Annotated in this window: 16 protein-coding genes; 7 read left to right on the top strand and 9 right to left on the bottom strand. The window is 70.9% G+C overall.

Going from position 1 to position 16,444, the window contains the following annotated elements; all coding sequences use genetic code 11:
• The first annotated feature begins 19 nt into the window (after positions 1-19).
• A complete protein-coding gene (locus JW592_RS14405; RefSeq protein WP_209265441.1) occupies positions 20-3,190 on the top strand; it encodes a sacsin N-terminal ATP-binding-like domain-containing protein in 3,171 nt (1,056 codons plus the stop codon).
• A 13-nt stretch (positions 3,191-3,203) separates the two neighbouring features.
• Here JW592_RS14405 and JW592_RS14400 read toward each other — a convergent pair whose 3' ends face one another.
• On the bottom strand, positions 3,204-4,559 hold the full coding sequence (locus JW592_RS14400; RefSeq protein ID WP_209265440.1) for a hypothetical protein: 1,356 nt from the start codon (positions 4,557-4,559) through the stop codon (positions 3,204-3,206).
• A gap of 359 nt (positions 4,560-4,918) precedes the next feature.
• On the opposite strand from JW592_RS14400, the gene JW592_RS14395 reads away from it, so the two are divergent.
• Positions 4,919-5,155, top strand: coding sequence for a metallothionein (locus JW592_RS14395; RefSeq protein WP_209265439.1), 237 nt, complete (start codon positions 4,919-4,921; stop codon positions 5,153-5,155).
• Positions 5,156-5,394: 239 nt separating this feature from the next.
• Here the strand turns inward: JW592_RS14395 and JW592_RS14390 are convergent, their stop codons facing one another.
• Positions 5,395-5,655 carry a DUF2530 domain-containing protein gene (locus JW592_RS14390; RefSeq protein WP_209265438.1) on the bottom strand — a complete coding sequence of 87 codons (261 nt, stop codon included), beginning with the start codon at positions 5,653-5,655 and terminating at the stop codon, positions 5,395-5,397.
• A 259-nt stretch (positions 5,656-5,914) separates the two neighbouring features.
• On the opposite strand from JW592_RS14390, the gene JW592_RS14385 reads away from it, so the two are divergent.
• Positions 5,915-7,393 (top strand): NCS2 family permease, encoded by a 1,479-nt coding sequence (locus tag JW592_RS14385; protein ID WP_209265437.1) that lies wholly within the window; start codon positions 5,915-5,917, stop codon positions 7,391-7,393.
• Between the two features lie 9 nt (positions 7,394-7,402).
• On the opposite strand, the gene JW592_RS14380 is transcribed toward JW592_RS14385, so the two are convergent.
• Positions 7,403-7,654 carry a hypothetical protein gene (locus JW592_RS14380; RefSeq protein WP_209265436.1) on the bottom strand — a complete coding sequence of 84 codons (252 nt, stop codon included), beginning with the start codon at positions 7,652-7,654 and terminating at the stop codon, positions 7,403-7,405.
• Between the two features lie 289 nt (positions 7,655-7,943).
• Here JW592_RS14380 and JW592_RS14375 point away from each other — a divergent pair, with 289 nt between their 5' ends.
• From JW592_RS14375 to thpR, 3 genes are all read left to right on the top strand, one after another.
• A complete protein-coding gene (locus JW592_RS14375; protein WP_229376035.1) occupies positions 7,944-8,321 on the top strand; it encodes a MarR family winged helix-turn-helix transcriptional regulator in 378 nt (125 codons plus the stop codon).
• Between the two features lie 33 nt (positions 8,322-8,354).
• Positions 8,355-9,863 carry an MFS transporter gene (locus JW592_RS14370; RefSeq protein ID WP_209265434.1) on the top strand — a complete coding sequence of 503 codons (1,509 nt, stop codon included), beginning with the start codon at positions 8,355-8,357 and terminating at the stop codon, positions 9,861-9,863.
• 65 nt (positions 9,864-9,928) lie between these two features.
• Positions 9,929-10,513 carry an RNA 2',3'-cyclic phosphodiesterase gene (gene thpR / locus JW592_RS14365; protein WP_209265433.1) on the top strand — a complete coding sequence of 195 codons (585 nt, stop codon included), beginning with the start codon at positions 9,929-9,931 and terminating at the stop codon, positions 10,511-10,513.
• 166 nt (positions 10,514-10,679) lie between these two features.
• Here thpR and JW592_RS14360 read toward each other — a convergent pair whose 3' ends face one another.
• The 3 genes from JW592_RS14360 to JW592_RS14350 form a co-directional block, all read right to left on the bottom strand.
• Positions 10,680-11,678, bottom strand: coding sequence for an aldo/keto reductase (locus JW592_RS14360; RefSeq protein WP_209265432.1), 999 nt, complete (start codon positions 11,676-11,678; stop codon positions 10,680-10,682).
• A 161-nt stretch (positions 11,679-11,839) separates the two neighbouring features.
• Entirely contained in the window at positions 11,840-12,496 is a 657-nt protein-coding gene (locus JW592_RS14355) for a TetR-like C-terminal domain-containing protein (protein WP_209265431.1), read from the bottom strand.
• A gap of 384 nt (positions 12,497-12,880) precedes the next feature.
• The gene (locus JW592_RS14350; protein WP_209265430.1) at positions 12,881-13,564 is read right to left on the bottom strand and encodes a GDSL-type esterase/lipase family protein; all 684 of its coding nucleotides are present in this window, start codon (positions 13,562-13,564) and stop codon (positions 12,881-12,883) included.
• A gap of 70 nt (positions 13,565-13,634) precedes the next feature.
• Here JW592_RS14350 and JW592_RS14345 point away from each other — a divergent pair, with 70 nt between their 5' ends.
• Entirely contained in the window at positions 13,635-14,645 is a 1,011-nt protein-coding gene (locus JW592_RS14345; RefSeq protein ID WP_372446506.1) for a hypothetical protein, read from the top strand.
• A gap of 33 nt (positions 14,646-14,678) precedes the next feature.
• Here JW592_RS14345 and JW592_RS14340 read toward each other — a convergent pair whose 3' ends face one another.
• Genes JW592_RS14340 through JW592_RS14330 form a run of 3 tightly spaced genes read right to left on the bottom strand, consistent with a single transcriptional unit; the run spans position 14,679 to position 16,321 of the window.
• The gene (locus JW592_RS14340) at positions 14,679-15,545 is read right to left on the bottom strand and encodes a methionyl-tRNA formyltransferase (RefSeq protein WP_209265429.1); all 867 of its coding nucleotides are present in this window, start codon (positions 15,543-15,545) and stop codon (positions 14,679-14,681) included.
• 34 nt (positions 15,546-15,579) lie between these two features.
• A complete protein-coding gene (locus tag JW592_RS14335) occupies positions 15,580-16,119 on the bottom strand; it encodes a DUF6879 family protein (protein ID WP_209265428.1) in 540 nt (179 codons plus the stop codon).
• A complete protein-coding gene (locus tag JW592_RS14330; RefSeq protein ID WP_209265427.1) occupies positions 16,106-16,321 on the bottom strand; it encodes a hypothetical protein in 216 nt (71 codons plus the stop codon). The genes JW592_RS14335 and JW592_RS14330 overlap by 14 nt, the downstream gene beginning before the upstream one ends.
• Positions 16,322-16,444: the final 123 nt, after the last annotated feature.

Here is a 16,444-nt window from a genome sequence, read left to right as displayed (position 1 = left end):
TGCCGAGGAGGCCGACGCCGTGACGGACACGTTCGGGACCGAACGACTGCGGCAAAGCGTGCTGGACGCCTGGAAGGCGTCCAGCGCCCGCTTCCGGGAGGACGCCAACGCCGAGCAGGACCTCGCACTGGGCGGCTACCGCGACCGCCTGGTGGTGGAGCTGGCTCAGAACGCCGCGGACGCCGCAGCCCGCGCGGGCACACCGGGGCGGCTCCGGCTCACCCTCGCCGACGGGACGCTGACCGCCGCCAACACGGGGGAGCCGCTGGACGCCGCGGGTGTCGAGTCGCTGTCCACACTGCGCGCCTCGGCCAAGCGCGCCGAGACCGACCGGGGCGCGGTGGGCCGCTTCGGGGTCGGTTTCTCCGCCGTGCTGGCCGTCACCGACGAGCCCGCCGTCACCACTTCGGAGGGTGACGGTGTGCGCTGGTCGCTGGCCGAGGCCCGCGAGCTGACCCGACGGGCCGCCACCGCCAACCCCGAACTGGCGGCCGAGTTCGACCGCCGTGAGGCGCATGTGCCGCTGCTGCGGCTGCCGTTCCCCGCCCGTTACGAGCCGTCCGTGGTGCCCGCCGGGTACGACACCGCCGTGCTGCTCCCGCTGCGGGACGAGGCGGCGCTCTCGCTGGCCCGGCGGCTGCTGGCGGCCGTGGACGACGCGCTGCTGCTGGCGCTGCCCGGCCTGGCCGAGGTCGTCATCGAGACCGGTGAGGGACCGGCCCGCACCCTCACCCGGCGCGCGGAGGGCGGCTGCGTCCGGATCGAGGACTCCGCCGCCGGCAGCACCCGGTGGCGGCTGGCGCAGGACAGCGGCATCGCCGGCCCGGAACTCCTCGCCGACCGGCCGGTGGAGGAGCGTGCTCGTCCCACCTGGTCGGTGACCTGGGCGGTGCCGGTGGACGACGAGGGAGCGCCCGCCAAGCCGCGTACGGCCGCGTGCCTGCACGCGCCGACGCCCACCGACGAGCCGGTCGGCTTCCCCGCACTGCTGCTGGCCTCGTTCCCGCTGGAGCCCACCAGGCGTCATGTGGCGCCCGGGCCGCTGACCCGTTTTCTGCTGACCCGCGCCGCCGACGCCTACGCCGCGCTGCTGCGCGACTGGCGGCCGGTCGCCACCAGCACCGTCGACCTGGTGCCAGGCCCGCTGGGCGCGGGCGAGCTCGACGGCGAGCTGCGCGCCATGGTGCTGGAGCGGCTGCCGGACGTTCCGTTCCTGGCGAGCGCGGCCACCGGCGGCGCCGACGGCCCCGACGGCATCGAGGGCGAGGGGGAGGCCGGCGAGCCGTACGCGCTGCGGCCCCGCGACGCCGAGATCGTCGAGGGTGCGGGCGCCGCGACAGTCGCCGTACTGGCCGAACTCTTCCCCAGCCTGCTGCCCGCCGGGCTGGAGCGCCGCACCGAGCTGCGGGTGCTGGAGGTCCCCCGCATCCCGCTGGGCGAGGCCGTGGACCGGCTCACCGGCGTGGAGCGGGAGCCGGGCTGGTGGTGGCGGCTGTACGACTCGCTGGCCGGCGTCGACCCGGAGCGGCTGACCGGGCTGCCGGTGCCGCTGGCCGACGCGCGTACGGCGGTCGGGCCGCGCCATGTGCTGCTGCCGCTGCCGGACGGCGCCGTACCCGCTGAGAAGCTCGCTCGCCTGGGGCTGAAGGCGGCGCACCCGGACGCCGTTCATCCGCTGCTGGAGCGGCTGGGCGCCACGCCCGCCACCCCGCGCGCCGTGCTGACGACACCGCAGGTGCGGGCCGCGGTCGCCGCCTCGCTGGACGCCGAGGAGGCGTGGGACGACAGTGCCGACACCGGAGCGCTGGACCCGGACGAGCTGGCCGAGACCGTCCTGGGCCTCGTCCGTGACGCGCGTCTGGCGCCCGGCGACGAACCGTGGCTGGGCGCTCTGGCGCTGCCCGACGAGGACGGCGAGCCGGCACCGGCCGCCGAACTGGTCTATCCGGGCTCCCCGTTCGCCCGGGTCCTGCACGAGGGCGAGCTGGCGGCGTGCGACGCGGAGCTGGCCGAACGCTGGGGCGAGCAGCCGCTGACGGCCGTCGGCGTACAGGCGGACTTCGCACTCGTACGCGCCGAGGACGTGGTGCTCGACCCGGACGGCTTCGAGCCCCGCGACGGCGACCACCCCGAGCCGGACGACCCCGGGCTGCTGGACGCCGTGGACGTGTGGTGCGAGGACGTGCTCGACCAGCTGGCGGCCGACGGCCACACCGACGAGGCCGCGGCCTCCGTGCCCCCGGTGGCCGTCGAGTTCGTGGCCGTACGCGACCTGGACCTGGTGGACGACGCGCACTGGCCCCAGGCGCTGGCGATGCTGGCGCGGCCGCCGCTGCGGGACGCGCTGACCGCGCCGGTGCGGGTGCGGCTCGGCGACGGCACGGTCACCGATGTACGCCCGTACACCGCCTGGTGGCTGCGCGGCCATCCGGTCCTGGACGGCCGCCGCCCGGCCGGCCTGCGCGCGGCCGGCGCCGACCCGCTGCTGCGCGGGCTGTACGAGGAGGCCGACCCGGGCGACGTCACCGACGAGGGGGTGCTGCGCGCGCTCGGCGTCCGTACCACCGCCGCCGCACTGGTGGCGGAGCCGGGCGGCCCCGCCGAACTGCTGCGCAGGCTGGCCGACCCGGAATCGGACGTCGAGCCCACCCAGTTGCACGGGCTCTACACCATGCTGGCCACCGCGGGGCTCGACCCTGCTGAGGTGACGCTGCCCGACGAACTGCGTGCGGTGCGGGAGGGCAGGACGGTCGTCGTGGACGCGGCCGAGGCGCTGATCGCCGACGCCCCCGACGCCCTCCTGCTGGTGGGGGAGCGGCCACTGCTGCCGGTCACGCCGCCCGACGCCGGAGAGCTGGCCGCCCTGCTGGAGGTGCGGTGCGCGAGCGAGGCCGTCGCGCATCTGGTGCCCGAGTCGGCGGGCACCGAGCGCGAGGTGCCCGCCGTCGTACGGGAACTGCTGCCAAAGGTTCCGGACCGCTACCGCGAGCACGAGGAGCTGACCATCGGCGGTGTGGACCTCGACTGGCGCCGCACCCCCGACGGCACCCTGCACGCCGCCACCCTCGAAGGGCTCGCCTCGGCGCTCGCCTGGTCGGCCGGCGCCTGGCCCCGCCGCTTCGAGGTCACGGCGCTGCTGGAGGACCCGGAGCGGGCTGCGGAGCTGGCCGCGGCCCGCTGGTTCGACTGAGCGGACGACGCGGTCAGCCCTTGGTGCTGTAGACGACCGCCAGCGGGGTGGGCCCTCCGGTGGAGGGCTTGCTGGCGTCGTCGTGGCCCAGGTACAGCCGCCCGGCGGAGTACAGCACGCGGGAGTCGCCGATCTCGAACGAGGTCTCCGTCTTGTAGGCGGAGCCCTCGTTCCGCAGCAGCGGCTTCTTCTTCAGGGTGCGGGCGTCGAGCTGCCACACCGCGCCGCCCTCTTCGCGGTACATGTTGGCCTTCTGGTAGACGAGCACATTGCCGCTCTTGTCGAGACCGATGGGCGACATCTCACCGGCGTCGGTGCCTTCGACGTGCGCCTTGCGCTTACCCGTCCGCAGGTCGATGGCGACGATGTCGTTGTCCGCCTCGGAGCCGGACTTCAGCGGCTTGTCCGTACCCAGGTACAGCACGCCGGTCTCCTTGCCGACTGCGATGTTCTGACAGTCGGTCACCTCGGTGGCCGGGCAGTCCGCGTTGTACTTGCCGTACTTCCCGCCCTTGGCCGGGATGTCGGCGAGCTGCCGGCCGCGTGCCGCGCTGTCGTCGACGGACAGGAACCGGGAGACGCCCGAGCCGCCCTGCGCCTTGCCGTCGTCGGCGGCAAGCACCAGCGGGTCGGTGGAGACCACGTGCACGTTCTCCGTACCGGCGGGCAGTGAGAAGGTGGAGGTGGCGGCGCGGGTGCGGGGGTTGACGGTCTGCACCTTGAGCCGGGGGCTGTCCGTCGTACCGCAGTCGCGGACGGCGATCAGCTTCTCGTCGCTTCCGGCGTACCCCTCGGCCGGGCAGCGCGCGTCCGAGGAAGGACCCCACAGCTGCTTGCCGCCGACGGTCCACCCCGCACTGCCGCTGGTGCCTGCGGCGGCGACGGTGCCGTTGCCGATGGTCACCTCGTCGAACATCACGGCGGAGCCGCTCTCCATCGCCTGCCGGTGCCAGAGCATCTTGCCCTGCTTGAGGTCGATGACGCCGACCTCGGTGCAGACCGAGTTCGACTTGCCGTTCTCGTAGACGACGGCTATCAGTCCGTCCTTCGTCGGCTCGGGCGAGGTCCAGCAGGTCTCACCGGTCAGCGGCACCGTCCAGGCAGGCGCCCCACCGGCCCGCGGATAGCCGACGATCTTCTTCACATCGGCCTTCACAAAATTCTTCTCGGTCACCCACATTCCCTTTGCGTGGGCCAGCTCGGACACCTTGGCCATCGGCACCTTGTGCGCCAGCTTCGCCTCCGGGGCCGAGTCGGCGGCCGCAGCTTCGCCGCCCCCGTCGCCGGAGTCGTCCGGGCCGCAGCCGGTGACGGCCAGGGCAACCGAGAGGGCCGCGGCGGCGAGGGCCGCAGTACGGGAGCGGGACATCTGAATTCTCCTTGTGGGGGGACGGGAAGGAATCGCGGATTCGACGCCGCGGATTCGGTGCCGCGAATTCTTGCCGCATCGCGCGTAGATTTTCAACTCGGCTTTTCTATCCGAGGGTTCAGTTCAATTGTTCCCGAGATGATTTCGTGAATTCAGGGCCGGAATTCCCCGCGCAGGCGTCTCCGAGCGGCGTCCCCGCCGGTGCCTCCGCCGGTGCCTCCGCGCGGCGTCCCCGCCGGTGCCTCCAACGGGTGCGCCCGGCTGGCTGAGGCCGGGTCAGGGCCGGGGCGTGCGGGGTAACGATGTGCTGGCTCAGCACCCGATCCGTGCCGGCTCAGCACCCGAACCAAGGAGAGTCCATGCCCGTCTGCGAGGTCTGTGACAACGACTACCCCCACACCTTCGAGGTCCGCGCCGCGGGACAGGTGCACGTGTTCGACTGCCTGGAGTGCGCGGCCCACAAGATGGCGCCCGTGTGCGAGAACTGCGGCTGCCGCATCCTGGGGCACGGCATGGAGTCGGAGGGCCACTACTACTGCTGCGCACACTGCGCCCGCGCCCAGGGGCGCACCCAACTGGCGGACAGCGCGCCGTAAGCGCCCCCGGCAGGGCGGGCCGGGAAGCCGCGCGGGACCTACCCGGACAGCTTCCCGGCCGCCGGCCGCCAGGCCACTTCCAGCAGGACGCCCGCGACGGCCGCCACCGCAACCGCCGACTCGTCGCTGGTGAGACCTTCGCGCGCGTACGTCATGTTCCGACGTTCACGTCATGTTCCGACGTTACGGTGCCTGCGCCCGCGCCGGGAGGGGGGTGCGCCGCACGCGCCGTGGCGCTGTCAGTCTCCCTGGGCGCGCTTGATGGCCTTGTCCCTGGCTCGTACGTACCAGATGCCCACGCAGCCCAGTGCCGCGCCGGCGGCGCAGGTCCACAGCCACCAGGTGTGGCCGTGGTCGGCGAACCAGCCGTAGAAGGGGAGCTGCACCAGGAGCAGCAAGAGCCACACCAGCGTGCCGGTGACGACGGTGGCGACGACGTTGCCCTCCAGCGGCTCGGGCGCCTCGCGCTCGCCGCTGGTCCATCTGTCCATCAGGCTCATCGCCCCGGCTCCCTCGTCTCTCGCCTGTTCCCCGGCTCCAGCCTAGCGAGGCGGTGCCGGGGGCAGCGGCGGTGCCGGGGGCGGGGGGCGGAGTTGGCGATCAACCCGTTCGGTTGTTCATACTGAATCGGTCTGGCGGTGGCCGGTTTTTTTCGTGCGATGCACCAAGCTGATCCGGTTGCCCCAGCCTCAGGCCCGTTCCGGCGGGCACCCGTACCAGCGCGTAGCAGTACGCACCCGCACCAACCCGAGGTCACGCATGTCCGCTTCGGCCGGCCCGGTCGATTCCGAGGGAGCCCCGCAGGGGACCCCGCCCGCTTCCCCGTCCGCACTGGACCGCTTCTTCCAGATCTCGGAGCGCGGCTCGACCGTCGGCCGTGAGCTGCGGGGCGGACTGGCCACGTTCTTCGCGATGGCGTACATCATCGTGCTGAACCCGATCATCCTCGGGGCGGGCGAGGACAAGTACCAGCAGCACCTGGACAACGGGCAGCTGGTGACGGCCACCGCGCTGATGGCCGGACTCACCACCCTGCTGATGGGCGTCATCGGCAATGTGCCCATCGCGCTCGCCGCGGGGCTGGGCATCAACGCCGTGGTCGCGCTCCAGCTCGCGCCCAAGATGAGCTGGCCCGACGCCATGGGCATGGTGGTGCTCGCCGGGATCGTGCTGATGATCCTGGTCGCCTCCGGTCTGCGGCAGCGGGTGATGGACGCCATCCCCAATGGGCTGCGCCGTGCCATCGCGATCGGTATCGGCCTGTTCCTCTCGCTGATCGGCCTGGTCGACTCCGGCTTCGTCACCCGCAACCCGGACAAGGCGCACACCAGCGTCCCGCTGGGCCTCGGCGTGGACGGGCGGCTCCAGGGCTGGCCCGTGCTGGTGTTCGTCATCGGGCTGATATTGATGTTCGTGCTGACGGTGCGCAGGACGCGGGGCGCCATCCTCATCGGCATCGTGGCCGGCGCCGTCCTCGCCATCGTGATCAACGCCGTGGCCGAGATCCCCGACGCGGCCTGGGGCCTCTCGGTGCCCGCGCTGCCGGACTCGGTGGTCAGCAGTCCCGACTTCGGCCTGATCGGGGACATCAGCCTGTTCGGCGGATTCCACGAGGTGGGCTGGCTGACGGGCTGCCTGTTCGTGTTCACCGTGCTGCTGTCGGGCTTCTTCGACGCGATGGGCACGATCATCGGCGTCGGCGAGGAGAGCGGTCTTGCCGACGACCGGGCACACGGGCAGCTGCCCCGGATGGGCCGCATCCTGTTCATGGACGGTGTCGGGGTGGCGGCCGGCGGCTTCGGCTCGTGCTCGGCCAACACCTGCTTCGCGGAGTCCACCGCCGGTGTCGGTGAGGGCGCGCGCACCGGTCTTGCCAATGTCCTGACGGGCGGGCTCTTCCTGCTCGCGCTGATCTTCACCCCCCTGGCGAAGGTCGTGCCCTCGCAGGCGGCGACGCCCGCGCTGCTGATCGTCGGTTTCCTGATCATGGCGTCCAACGTGCGGGAGATCGACTGGGCCGACTCCACCGTCGCCGTTCCGGCCTTTCTCACCGTCATCTCGATGCCGTTCACCTACAGCATCACCAACGGCATCGGCATCGGCGTGATCTCGTTCATCGTGCTGCGGGCGGCGGTCGGCCGGGCACGGGAGATCCCCTGGCTGCTGAACGTGGTCGGGCTGTGCTTCCTCGTCTACTTCCTGCTGGACCCGATCGAGCAGGCTCTCGGCGTCAAGTGAGACCGGGGGTCAGGCGAGGCCCCCGCTGCTGCGGACCGAGTGGCCGTAGAACCGCTCGGTCCGCTCGACCGACGCCTTGAAGCGCTCGTCGAAGTCGTCGCGGACGAGCGTCCGGACCACATAGTCCTGGACGCTCATTCCGCGTTTCGCGGCGTGGCCGTTCAGCCGCTCGAAGAGGGCGGCCTCTATCCGCAGGCTGAGCACCTGGGACTCGGGCTGCTCGTGGTGGTCGTTGTCACACGGCGGAGTAAGGCTGTTCATACGACAACGGTCGCGAACGCACCCCGCCCGCTGTCCGGCGAACGTGTACCGACTCACTCGTACGTGTGAGCCCCTGCCGGGTAAACCCAGTAGTCTTTAGACCGGGTAATGAGTTAGGCTAAGGACTATGTCGGAACAGCTCCCCGCTCCGCGCTTCGCGGACGGGCCCCTGCCGGGTGCCCTCGACCAGCTCGACGATCCGCCGGCCGAACAGCATGCCGAGCAGCGGGACGAACAGCAGGACACGCAGCAGGACAAGGACGCCGTCAACGCGCTCCGTGCCGCGGTGATGCGCCTCTCCCGACGGCTGAAACACCAGCGCGTCGACGAGTCGCTCAGCCCCACGGAGATGTCCGTGCTCGGCACCCTCGCCCGCTGCGGCTCGGCCACCCCCAGCGAGCTGGCCCGCAAGGAACATGTGCAGCCGCCTTCGATGACGCGCATCGTCGCGATGCTGGAGGCCAAGGGGCTGGTCCGGCTGGACGCGCACCCCGAGGACCGCCGGCAGAAGGTGGTCACCCAGACCGAACAGGCCGAATCCATGCTGGCCGCGGCCCGCGAGAAGCGGAACGCCTGGCTGACCGAACTGGTACAGGAGCTGGACGAGGACGAGTGGGCGACGCTGCGCGCCGCCGCGCCGGTACTGGAGAAGCTGGCACATCTGTAAGGAGCACGAACCGGAACAGGAGGCGACGCCGCTTTGAGTACGGGCCACGGAGCAGACTCCGCACCCGCACCATCGACAGCCGACGACGACAACATCAGGACAACCGACCAGGGAGCGGCCGGTCGGGGAACGGTCGGCCAGGCACCGGCCGGCCAGGCATCGGTCGGCCATGGCGACCGACGCGGCGCCGCCGCTGAGTCCGCCGAGCCCTCGCAGTCCTCGCAGCCCTCGCAGCCCTCGCAGTCCTCGGAGCCTGCGAAGTCCTCGAAGCCTTCGATGTTCAGCTCCCTGAAGATCCGCAACTACCGCCTGTTCGCGATGGGCCAGGCCGTCTCCAATACCGGTACCTGGATGCAGCGCATCGCCCAGGACTGGCTGGTGCACAGCCTCACCGGCTCCTCCACCGCTGTCGGCATCACCACGGCTCTCCAGTTCCTCCCCATGCTGCTGTTCGGGCTGTACGGCGGCGTCATCGCCGACCGCTGCTCCAAGCGCAAGCTGCTCTTCGTCACCCAGTCGACCATGGGCGTCATAGGGCTGGTGCTGGCGGTGCTCACACTGAGCGGGAACGTGCAGGTCATGCACGTCTACGCGCTCGCCTTCGCTCTCGGCCTGGCCACTGTCCTGGACAACCCGACCCGGCAGACCTTCGTCTCCGAGATGGTCGGTCCGGCCCAGATACGCAACGCCGTCTCGCTCAACTCCGCGAACTTCCAGAGCGCCCGGCTGGTCGGCCCGGCCGTCGCGGGCGTACTGATCTCAGCCGTCGGCGGCGGCTGGGCGTTCCTGATCAACGGCCTGTCCTTCGGCGCACCCCTCATCGGCCTGCTGCTGATGCGCCCCGGTGAGCTGCACACCAGCAAGCCCGTGCGGCGCGGCAAGGGCCAGCTCCGCGAGGGCCTGCGCTATGTCGGCGGGCACCCGGAGCTGCTGTGGCCGATCGTGCTGGTGGGCTTCATCGGCACGTTCGGCTTCAACTTCCCGATCTGGCTCACGGCCTTCACCAGTGACGTCTTCCACGCGGGCGCGGGCACCTACGGCACCCTCAACTTCCTGATGGCCGTCGGCTCCGTGGCCGGAGCGCTGCTGGCGGCCCGGCGCGGACAGTCCCGGATGCGGCTGATGGTCGGCGCCGCGCTGGTCTTCGGCGTACTGGAGATCGTCGCCTCCCTCTCACCCTCGTACTGGCTGTTCGCCGCTCTCATGGCGCCGATCGGACTGGCGGGCCTGACGTTCAACGTCACCGCCAATTCCAGCGTCCAGCTCGCCTCCGACCCGGCGATGCGCGGCAGGGTGATGAGCCTGTTCATGATGGTCTTCGTGGGCGGTACGCCCATCGGCGGCCCGATCATGGGCTGGATCACCGACACCTGGGGCGCTCGTACCGGCTTTGTCGCCGGTGGCCTGATCTCCGCGGTCGCTGCTGTGGCCGTCGCACTGGTCCTCGCCCGCCTCGCCGGACTGCGCCCTGCGGTGAGCCTCCGGCGGGGGGAGCCGCACCTTCGGTTCGTGCCCCGCACGGAGGTGAGGGAGCCGGCGTGATGGTTGGGCACAACCCGGCCCGCGGACGCCGACGAACGTACGCACCCGTGGCAGGCTGCGCACCCATGAGACTGTTCGCAGCACTGTGGCCCCCACCGGACGCGGCCAGGGAACTGGAGCGGGCCGTCGACGCCCTCAAAGGGCTGCCCGGCGCGGACGCGCTCCGCTGGACGCAGCCGGAAAGCTGGCACTTCACGCTGAGCTTCTACGGCGAGGTGGACGACGAGAAGAGGGCCGACCTCACCACCCGTCTGGCCCGCGCAGCGGGAAGGGCGCCCGGCCCCGTCCCGGCGCGCCTCGCAGGGGGCGGCCGCTTCGGGGACCGCGCCCTGTGGGCGGGCCTGCACATGGCGGACGCCGACCGCGAAGCCCTCAAGAAGCTGGCGGCGGCCACCACTGCCGCCGGCCGCCGCGCGGGCCTGCTCCCTCCCGACGAGCACCCCTCGTTCCGCCCGCACCTCACGCTGGCCCGCGCGAAGGGCAGGCGGACGACCGATCTGCGCCCGTACGTCGCCCAGCTGGAGCCCTTCCACGGCTCCAGCTGGACGGCCCGGGAGCTGCTGCTGGTATGCAGCGTCCCGCCGCGCAGCGGGGTGCCGGGGGAGCAGCCCCGCTACGAACCGCTGGAGCGCTGGCCCCTCGGCCCGTGACGAATGGGCCCGTGACGAAGTCGCTCGGAGCCCCGGCTACCGTTGTCGGCGTGAACGCTAAGACCAGAATGCGCATTGTGACGGGTGTGCTGGTGGTGCTCTTCCTCGTCGTCGTCCTGGCCTCGGCCCTGGGCGGCCGCTGAGCCGGAGTCTCCGAGCAGCGGACCTACCAGGCGAACGCCTCAGGAGAGGGGCCGGGACCGGGGAAGATCTCGTCCAGCGAGGCGAGCAGTCCGTCGTCGAGCTTCAGCTCGACGGCGCGCAGCGCGGAGTCGAGCTGCTCGGCCGTCCGGGGCCCGACGATGGGCCCCGTGACGCCCGGCCGGGACAGCAGCCAGGCGAGTGCCACCTCGCCCGGCTCCAGCCCGTGCTCGGCGAGGAGCTTCTCGTACGCCTCGACCTGGCCGCGTACCGTGGCGTCCGCCAGCGCGGTGGCCGCGCGGCCCGAGCCCGTACGGCTGCCGCCGCCCTCGCGGGCCTTGCGCAGCGCGCCGCCCAGCAGTCCGCCGTGCAGCGGGGACCAGGGGATGATCCCCAGTCCGTACGACTGCGCTGCCGGGACGACCTCCATCTCGGCGCGCCGCTCGGCGAGGTTGTAGAGGCACTGCTCGCTGACCAGCCCGAGTGAGCCGCGCCGCGCCGCGGTCTCGTTGGCCTGCGCGAGGTGCCAGCCGGCGTGGTTGCTGGAGCCGACGTAGAGCACCTTGCCCTGCTGGACGAGGACGTCCATGGCCTGCCAGATCTCGTCCCAGGGCGTGGCCCGGTCGACGTGGTGGAACTGGTACAGGTCGATGTAGTCGGTCCCCAGGCGCCGCAGGCTGGCTTCCACGGAGCGGCGGATGTTCAGCGCGGACAGCTTGTCGTGGTTGGGCCAGGGGGTCTCGCCGTCGGGGGACATGTTGGCGTAGACCTTGGTGGCCAGGACGGTCTTGTCGCGCCGCCCCCCGCCCTTGGCGAACCAGCTTCCGATGATCTTCTCGGTGCGGCCCTTGTTGGCGCCCCAGCCGTAGGCGTTGGCGGTGTCGAAGAAGTTGACGCCTGCCGCCAGTGCGGCGTCCATGATCGCGTGGCTGTCGGCCTCGTCCGTCTGCGGCCCGAAGTTCATGGTGCCGAGCACGAGCCTGCTGACCTTCAGTCCTGTGCGTCCGAGCTGCGTGTACTCCATGCCGCCACGCTAGGCACTTGGAGCACACTCGAAGCAAGGGGCTGCACCCCGCCCGCCCGCTGGAGGAGGGGTGCGCCTTGCTGCGCGTTGCAGGGAGCGGGCTTGTCGTGGCTTGGGGGCACCTCCCGGCCGGAGGCTGGGGGAGCAGTTCCCCGCGCCCCTTACGGGGCCCGGCGCCCAGTACGGAAGACCCCCTCGACGGCCGCGAGATACGCGGCCTCCGCGCTCCTGTGCGCGAGCTCGGCGTCGACGGGCCTGCGGGTCATCAGCAGCCGGTAGTAGAAGGGGGCGCCCAGCGCGGCGATGACCTCTTCACCGTCCGTGTCGGCGGCGACCTCCCCGCGCTCGGCGGCCCGCTCCACCATGACGGCGACTCGCCGGATGCGGTCTCCGAAGACGTTGTGCAGCACCTCGGCGGCGCCCGGCTCGCGCACGGCGGCCGTGACGACGGCCTCGACGAGGCGCTGGTTGCGCGGCGGGGTGTAGAAGTCGGCGATGGAGCGGGCGAGCGCGTGCAGGTCCTGGCGCAGGCTGCCGGTGTCGGGCACCGGGATGGTCTCGCCGTGCTGGCTGAGTATGTCGCTGATCACACCTTCGACGGTCCGCCAGCGGCGCCGGATGGTCGCGGCGTGCACTCCGGAGCGTTGGGCGATCAGGTCGATGGTGAGCGAGGCGAAGTCGCGGCGGTCCAACTCCTCCCAGGCTGCGGCCAGTACGGCGGCACGGGTGCGCGCGGTGCGTCCGCCTGGGCGGGTCGATCCGTGCGGACGGGCGGGTTCGGCCGGTCGGTCCGATCCGTGCGGTTGTGGAGCAGTCATGGGGTCCGCATTGCGTCGAGGCTCAGGTTCCGATTACTGTTCCCGCACTTAGTGCGCGCTCGCGCGCATTAGTCGGGGGATGCCGCGAGCGCCCCTCAGCGCGGTTCTGAACCGCCGCGCCGGGGGTGTTCGCGGCACAAGGCGCCAGTCTGGCGCAGCGACAGCTCCGGTGCCGCCCGCCGCTGCGGCCCGCGCGGGGTTCCGACGCGAAAGGTACGCCACCTGGCTGGTTTTTGCCGATCTTGACGATACCTGCGCAGTTGGCAGCTCTTGCCGGACTTGACGCCCTTGCCGCACTCGGCGGTATTCATGATGCTTGGCAGCAAGGCAGCAGCACTTGCCCGCACTCGCCCGCACCCGGTCGCGCTGGTCCCGCAAGGCAGGTCAGAGTGCCAGTGCGCTCCGGCGGTACGGGCCGCCCACGCCCCATGCCTGGTGCAGGGCGTCGGCGAAGGCGGCGGCCAGCCGGTGCTCGCCCTCCGCCGAGGGGTGGGTGCCGTCGTAGGTGTCCCGCTCCAGCGACCAGTCCTCCGGCACCGATGCCGGCAGCACCGGCGAGCCCGGCTGGGACAGCTCAGCGACGGCCTTGGCCAGCAGGGTGTTGAAGCGTGCGCACACGGCCGCGAACTCGGGCTCGGTGGCGGCGCGGATGTTCGGGATGACGGGCAGCAGCACCGCGCGCAGCGCCGGGTTGGCGGCGCGCGCCTGAGCCATGAACAGTTCGACGTTGGCGAGCGTCTGTTCGGGGTCGGTGTAGAAGCCGAGGTCTATCAGCCCGAGCGAGACCAGCAGGGTGTCGGCATCGTGCGCCGCGACCGTCTGCCGGATGACCGGCGCCATATGCAGCCACCCGGAGCCCCAGCCCGCGAGATGGGCCCGCGCGTGGTGGGGGAAGAGCGGGTCGGCGTAGGCGTGGCTGCCCTCGTGCAGGGCGGTGCGAGGACCGACGATCTCCCACGCCGCGCGGTCCTGAACCGTACGGCACAGGTGCTGCCAGAACCGGTACCGCCAGGTGTGGTCGCCGGCCGCTCCGATCGTCATGGAGTCGCCGACGAAGAGAACGCGCATTCGCACATCCTCCGGGATCTTGTCCTGGGCCGCACCGTGATGCTGGACACTGGAGCACATGGCTGTGCGTATGCGTGGGTTCGGGGTCGGGATCGGGGCGGTTGCCGTGCTGCTGGGAGCGATGACGGCAGCCTCGCCCGCCGCCGCCGAGGACGGGCCCCAGGGCTTCACCATCCGCGACTCGCGGATCACCGAGTCCAGCGGTCTGGCCGCCAGCCGCGCCCACAAGGGCATCTATTGGACGCACAACGACTCCGACGACGGCCCGTACGTCTACGCCGTCGACAGCCGCACCGGAAAGACCGTCAGCCGGGTGACGCTCAACGGGATCAAGCCCCGGGACGTCGAGGGGATCTCCATCGGCCCGGACGGCGACGTCTACGTCGGCGACATCGGCGACAACCTGGACGGCCAGTGGCTCGAAGTGTGGATCTACCGCTTCCCCGAACCCAAGCGCCTGAGCGGCGATGTGACCGTGAACCCCACCCGCTACACCGTCCGCTACGCCGACGGCCCGCGCAACGCCGAGTCGCTGATGGTGCACCCCAGGACCGGCCGCGTCTACATCGCCAGCAAGAGCGGCAAGGGCAAGGGCGGCCTCTACGCGGGCCCGGAGAAGCTGAACCCCGAGGGCGTCAACACCTTCTCACGTGTCGCGAAGGTCGACTTCGAGGCGACTGACGGAGCGTTCTCCCCGGACGGCTCCCGGCTGGTGCTGCGCGGCTACTTCAGCGCGTACGGCTACAAGTGGCGCGACGGCAAGCCGGAGAAGATCGGCAGCGTTTCCGTACCACTGCAGCGGCAGGGCGAGTCGGTGACGTTCGCTCCCGACGGCCGCACCCTGATGTACGGCTCCGAGGGCGCGAGCAGCGGCGTCGAGCCGGTACGGCTCAGCGGCGAGGCGGCGCCGCCCTCCGACGACAAGTCGGACTCGAAGTCACCCTCCAAGGGCGGCGACGGCGACAACGGCTCGTCCGACGACGACAACCGCACCCTCACCCTGGGCGGCGCCACCTTCATCGCAGCGCTGGTCGTCTGGTTCGGCCTCCGCCGCCTCTTCACCCGCAACCGCCGGAACTGAGCGCCACGGCCGCCGCCACCAGGGGCCACCCCCTCACACTTCCTCCGGCGGCCGCCCTGCCGCGGATTCCGTGATCCACAGCGGCCTCCCGTCGCCGCACACGACCGGGAACCCGTCGGCTGGTTCGAGACTGGTGCGGATGATGTGCAGCCAGGTGTCGCCGAGCTTGGCGACTGGGGCGTCGGATGACCGCATGAAGCGGTGCGTCCTGACCTGGTTGTGGATGGTGTCGGCGCTGTCGGACCAGCGGATGACGGAGAACGCGGCTTCCATGAACCCCGCATAGCTGGCGCGGGAGTGATCCTGTGGCTCGCCCTGGTCTCCCGCTACGGCCCGGTCCAGCGACGTGCGGAGCAGCTCACGGACGACGGGCATCGCCTCGGCGCAGTAGGTGGTCCAGCTGATGTCGTCGGCGAGGCGGATTCCGTCCTGCTGGGCCAGGATGTTTCCGGTGTCGAATCCGCTGTCCATCCGGTGGATGGTGATGCCACTGCTCGGGTCACCGTTGCGGATCGCCCAGAGCAGCGGCGCCGGTCCGCGGTACTTCGGCAGCATCGACACATGAATGTTGAGCACGCCAAGCCGCGGAAGCGCCAGTACGGAAGGGGGGAGCTTCCAGGCGAAGCCGAAGACGATCAGCAGATCGAGCCGGTAGCTCCGCAGCGCGAGGGCGAGGCCGTTGACGCTCCCCGGGAGCAGCAGGTCCATCCCAGGAGGCACAGCACCGAGAACAGCAGCCGTTGTCTCACCGGCGTCGGGGAGATTCTTCCCGCCTGAGCGAAGGGAACGGCCGTAGAAATAGACGACCGGTAGGTGACCGGCGTCCGTGCAAGCCACGTGGATGGTGGAGAACTCGGCGGGCCCGGAAGAGACCACGCCGATGCGCAGAGGGGGCGACATCTCTCTGTTCTCCTTGTGAACGGGAGCGGCGTGCTCAGCTCGCCGGCCGGGGCACGGTGTATTCACTGTGTGGGATGCCCAGCCTCCAGGCCGATTCAAAAGCGTCTGTGCACAGTTCGGCCACGTCGAGGTCGGTGCTCAGTTCGTTGCCGACCCAGCCACCGTCCCCGGTGAAATGGTTGAACAGCACAGTCGTACGGTCGAAGATCCAGCAGTCGTTGCCCGGCAGGGACAGGCCGGAGGCGCGAACCCGAGGCAGCCAGCGCACCTCTTCCCCCGCCGCGATGTTCTGTGGGGTTCCCTCGTGCTCGAACCGGATGTACTCGCTCACCGGCTCTGAGACGATGCGGGTGCGGCGAATCCGTACCCCGCGCGCCGTGGTGGCCCGCATCAGGTCCAGCCAGCCGGCTTTGCTCTCGGCGTCCTGTTCGGGGCCCCACATACCGGCCCGCCACTTCTCGATATCGGCCAGTTCCTCTGCGACCGCGTAGTGGTCGCGCATTTCCAGGTGGCAGGCCGATACCTGACAGTCGTTGAACAGCCGCGCCCAGCCTTCGGCGTCAAGAGACTCCATTCGCCTCATCCTTCGGCAGGTAGGTGAAAAGCGAGGCGGGCACTCGGACGACTGTCTCACCGCTGGGGATTTCCATCTGCGTCAGATCGGCCGGGTCGCTGACCACATAGCCCTGTACGATGAAGTCACCGCTTTCCTCGTCCCGGTACAACCGCGGTGAACCTCCCTGGCCGGTGGAGCCACCGACGAACGTAATCCTCATAACCGCCCTTCACATTTCGACAGCACGCAAACCACTCCACTACTGAGCAATGAACGGCTTGGCTTGGCCGAACGGCTCGCTCGATCCCTGATCACTCTACGGACGAGGCGCCTCGGCGGGGCC

Source organism: Streptomyces spirodelae, assembly GCF_017676385.1.
Lineage (GTDB): Bacteria > Actinomycetota > Actinomycetes > Streptomycetales > Streptomycetaceae > Streptomyces > Streptomyces spirodelae.
The sequence above is the reverse complement of the archived record's forward strand: the minus strand, read 5'-3'. Positions and strand labels throughout refer to the sequence as shown.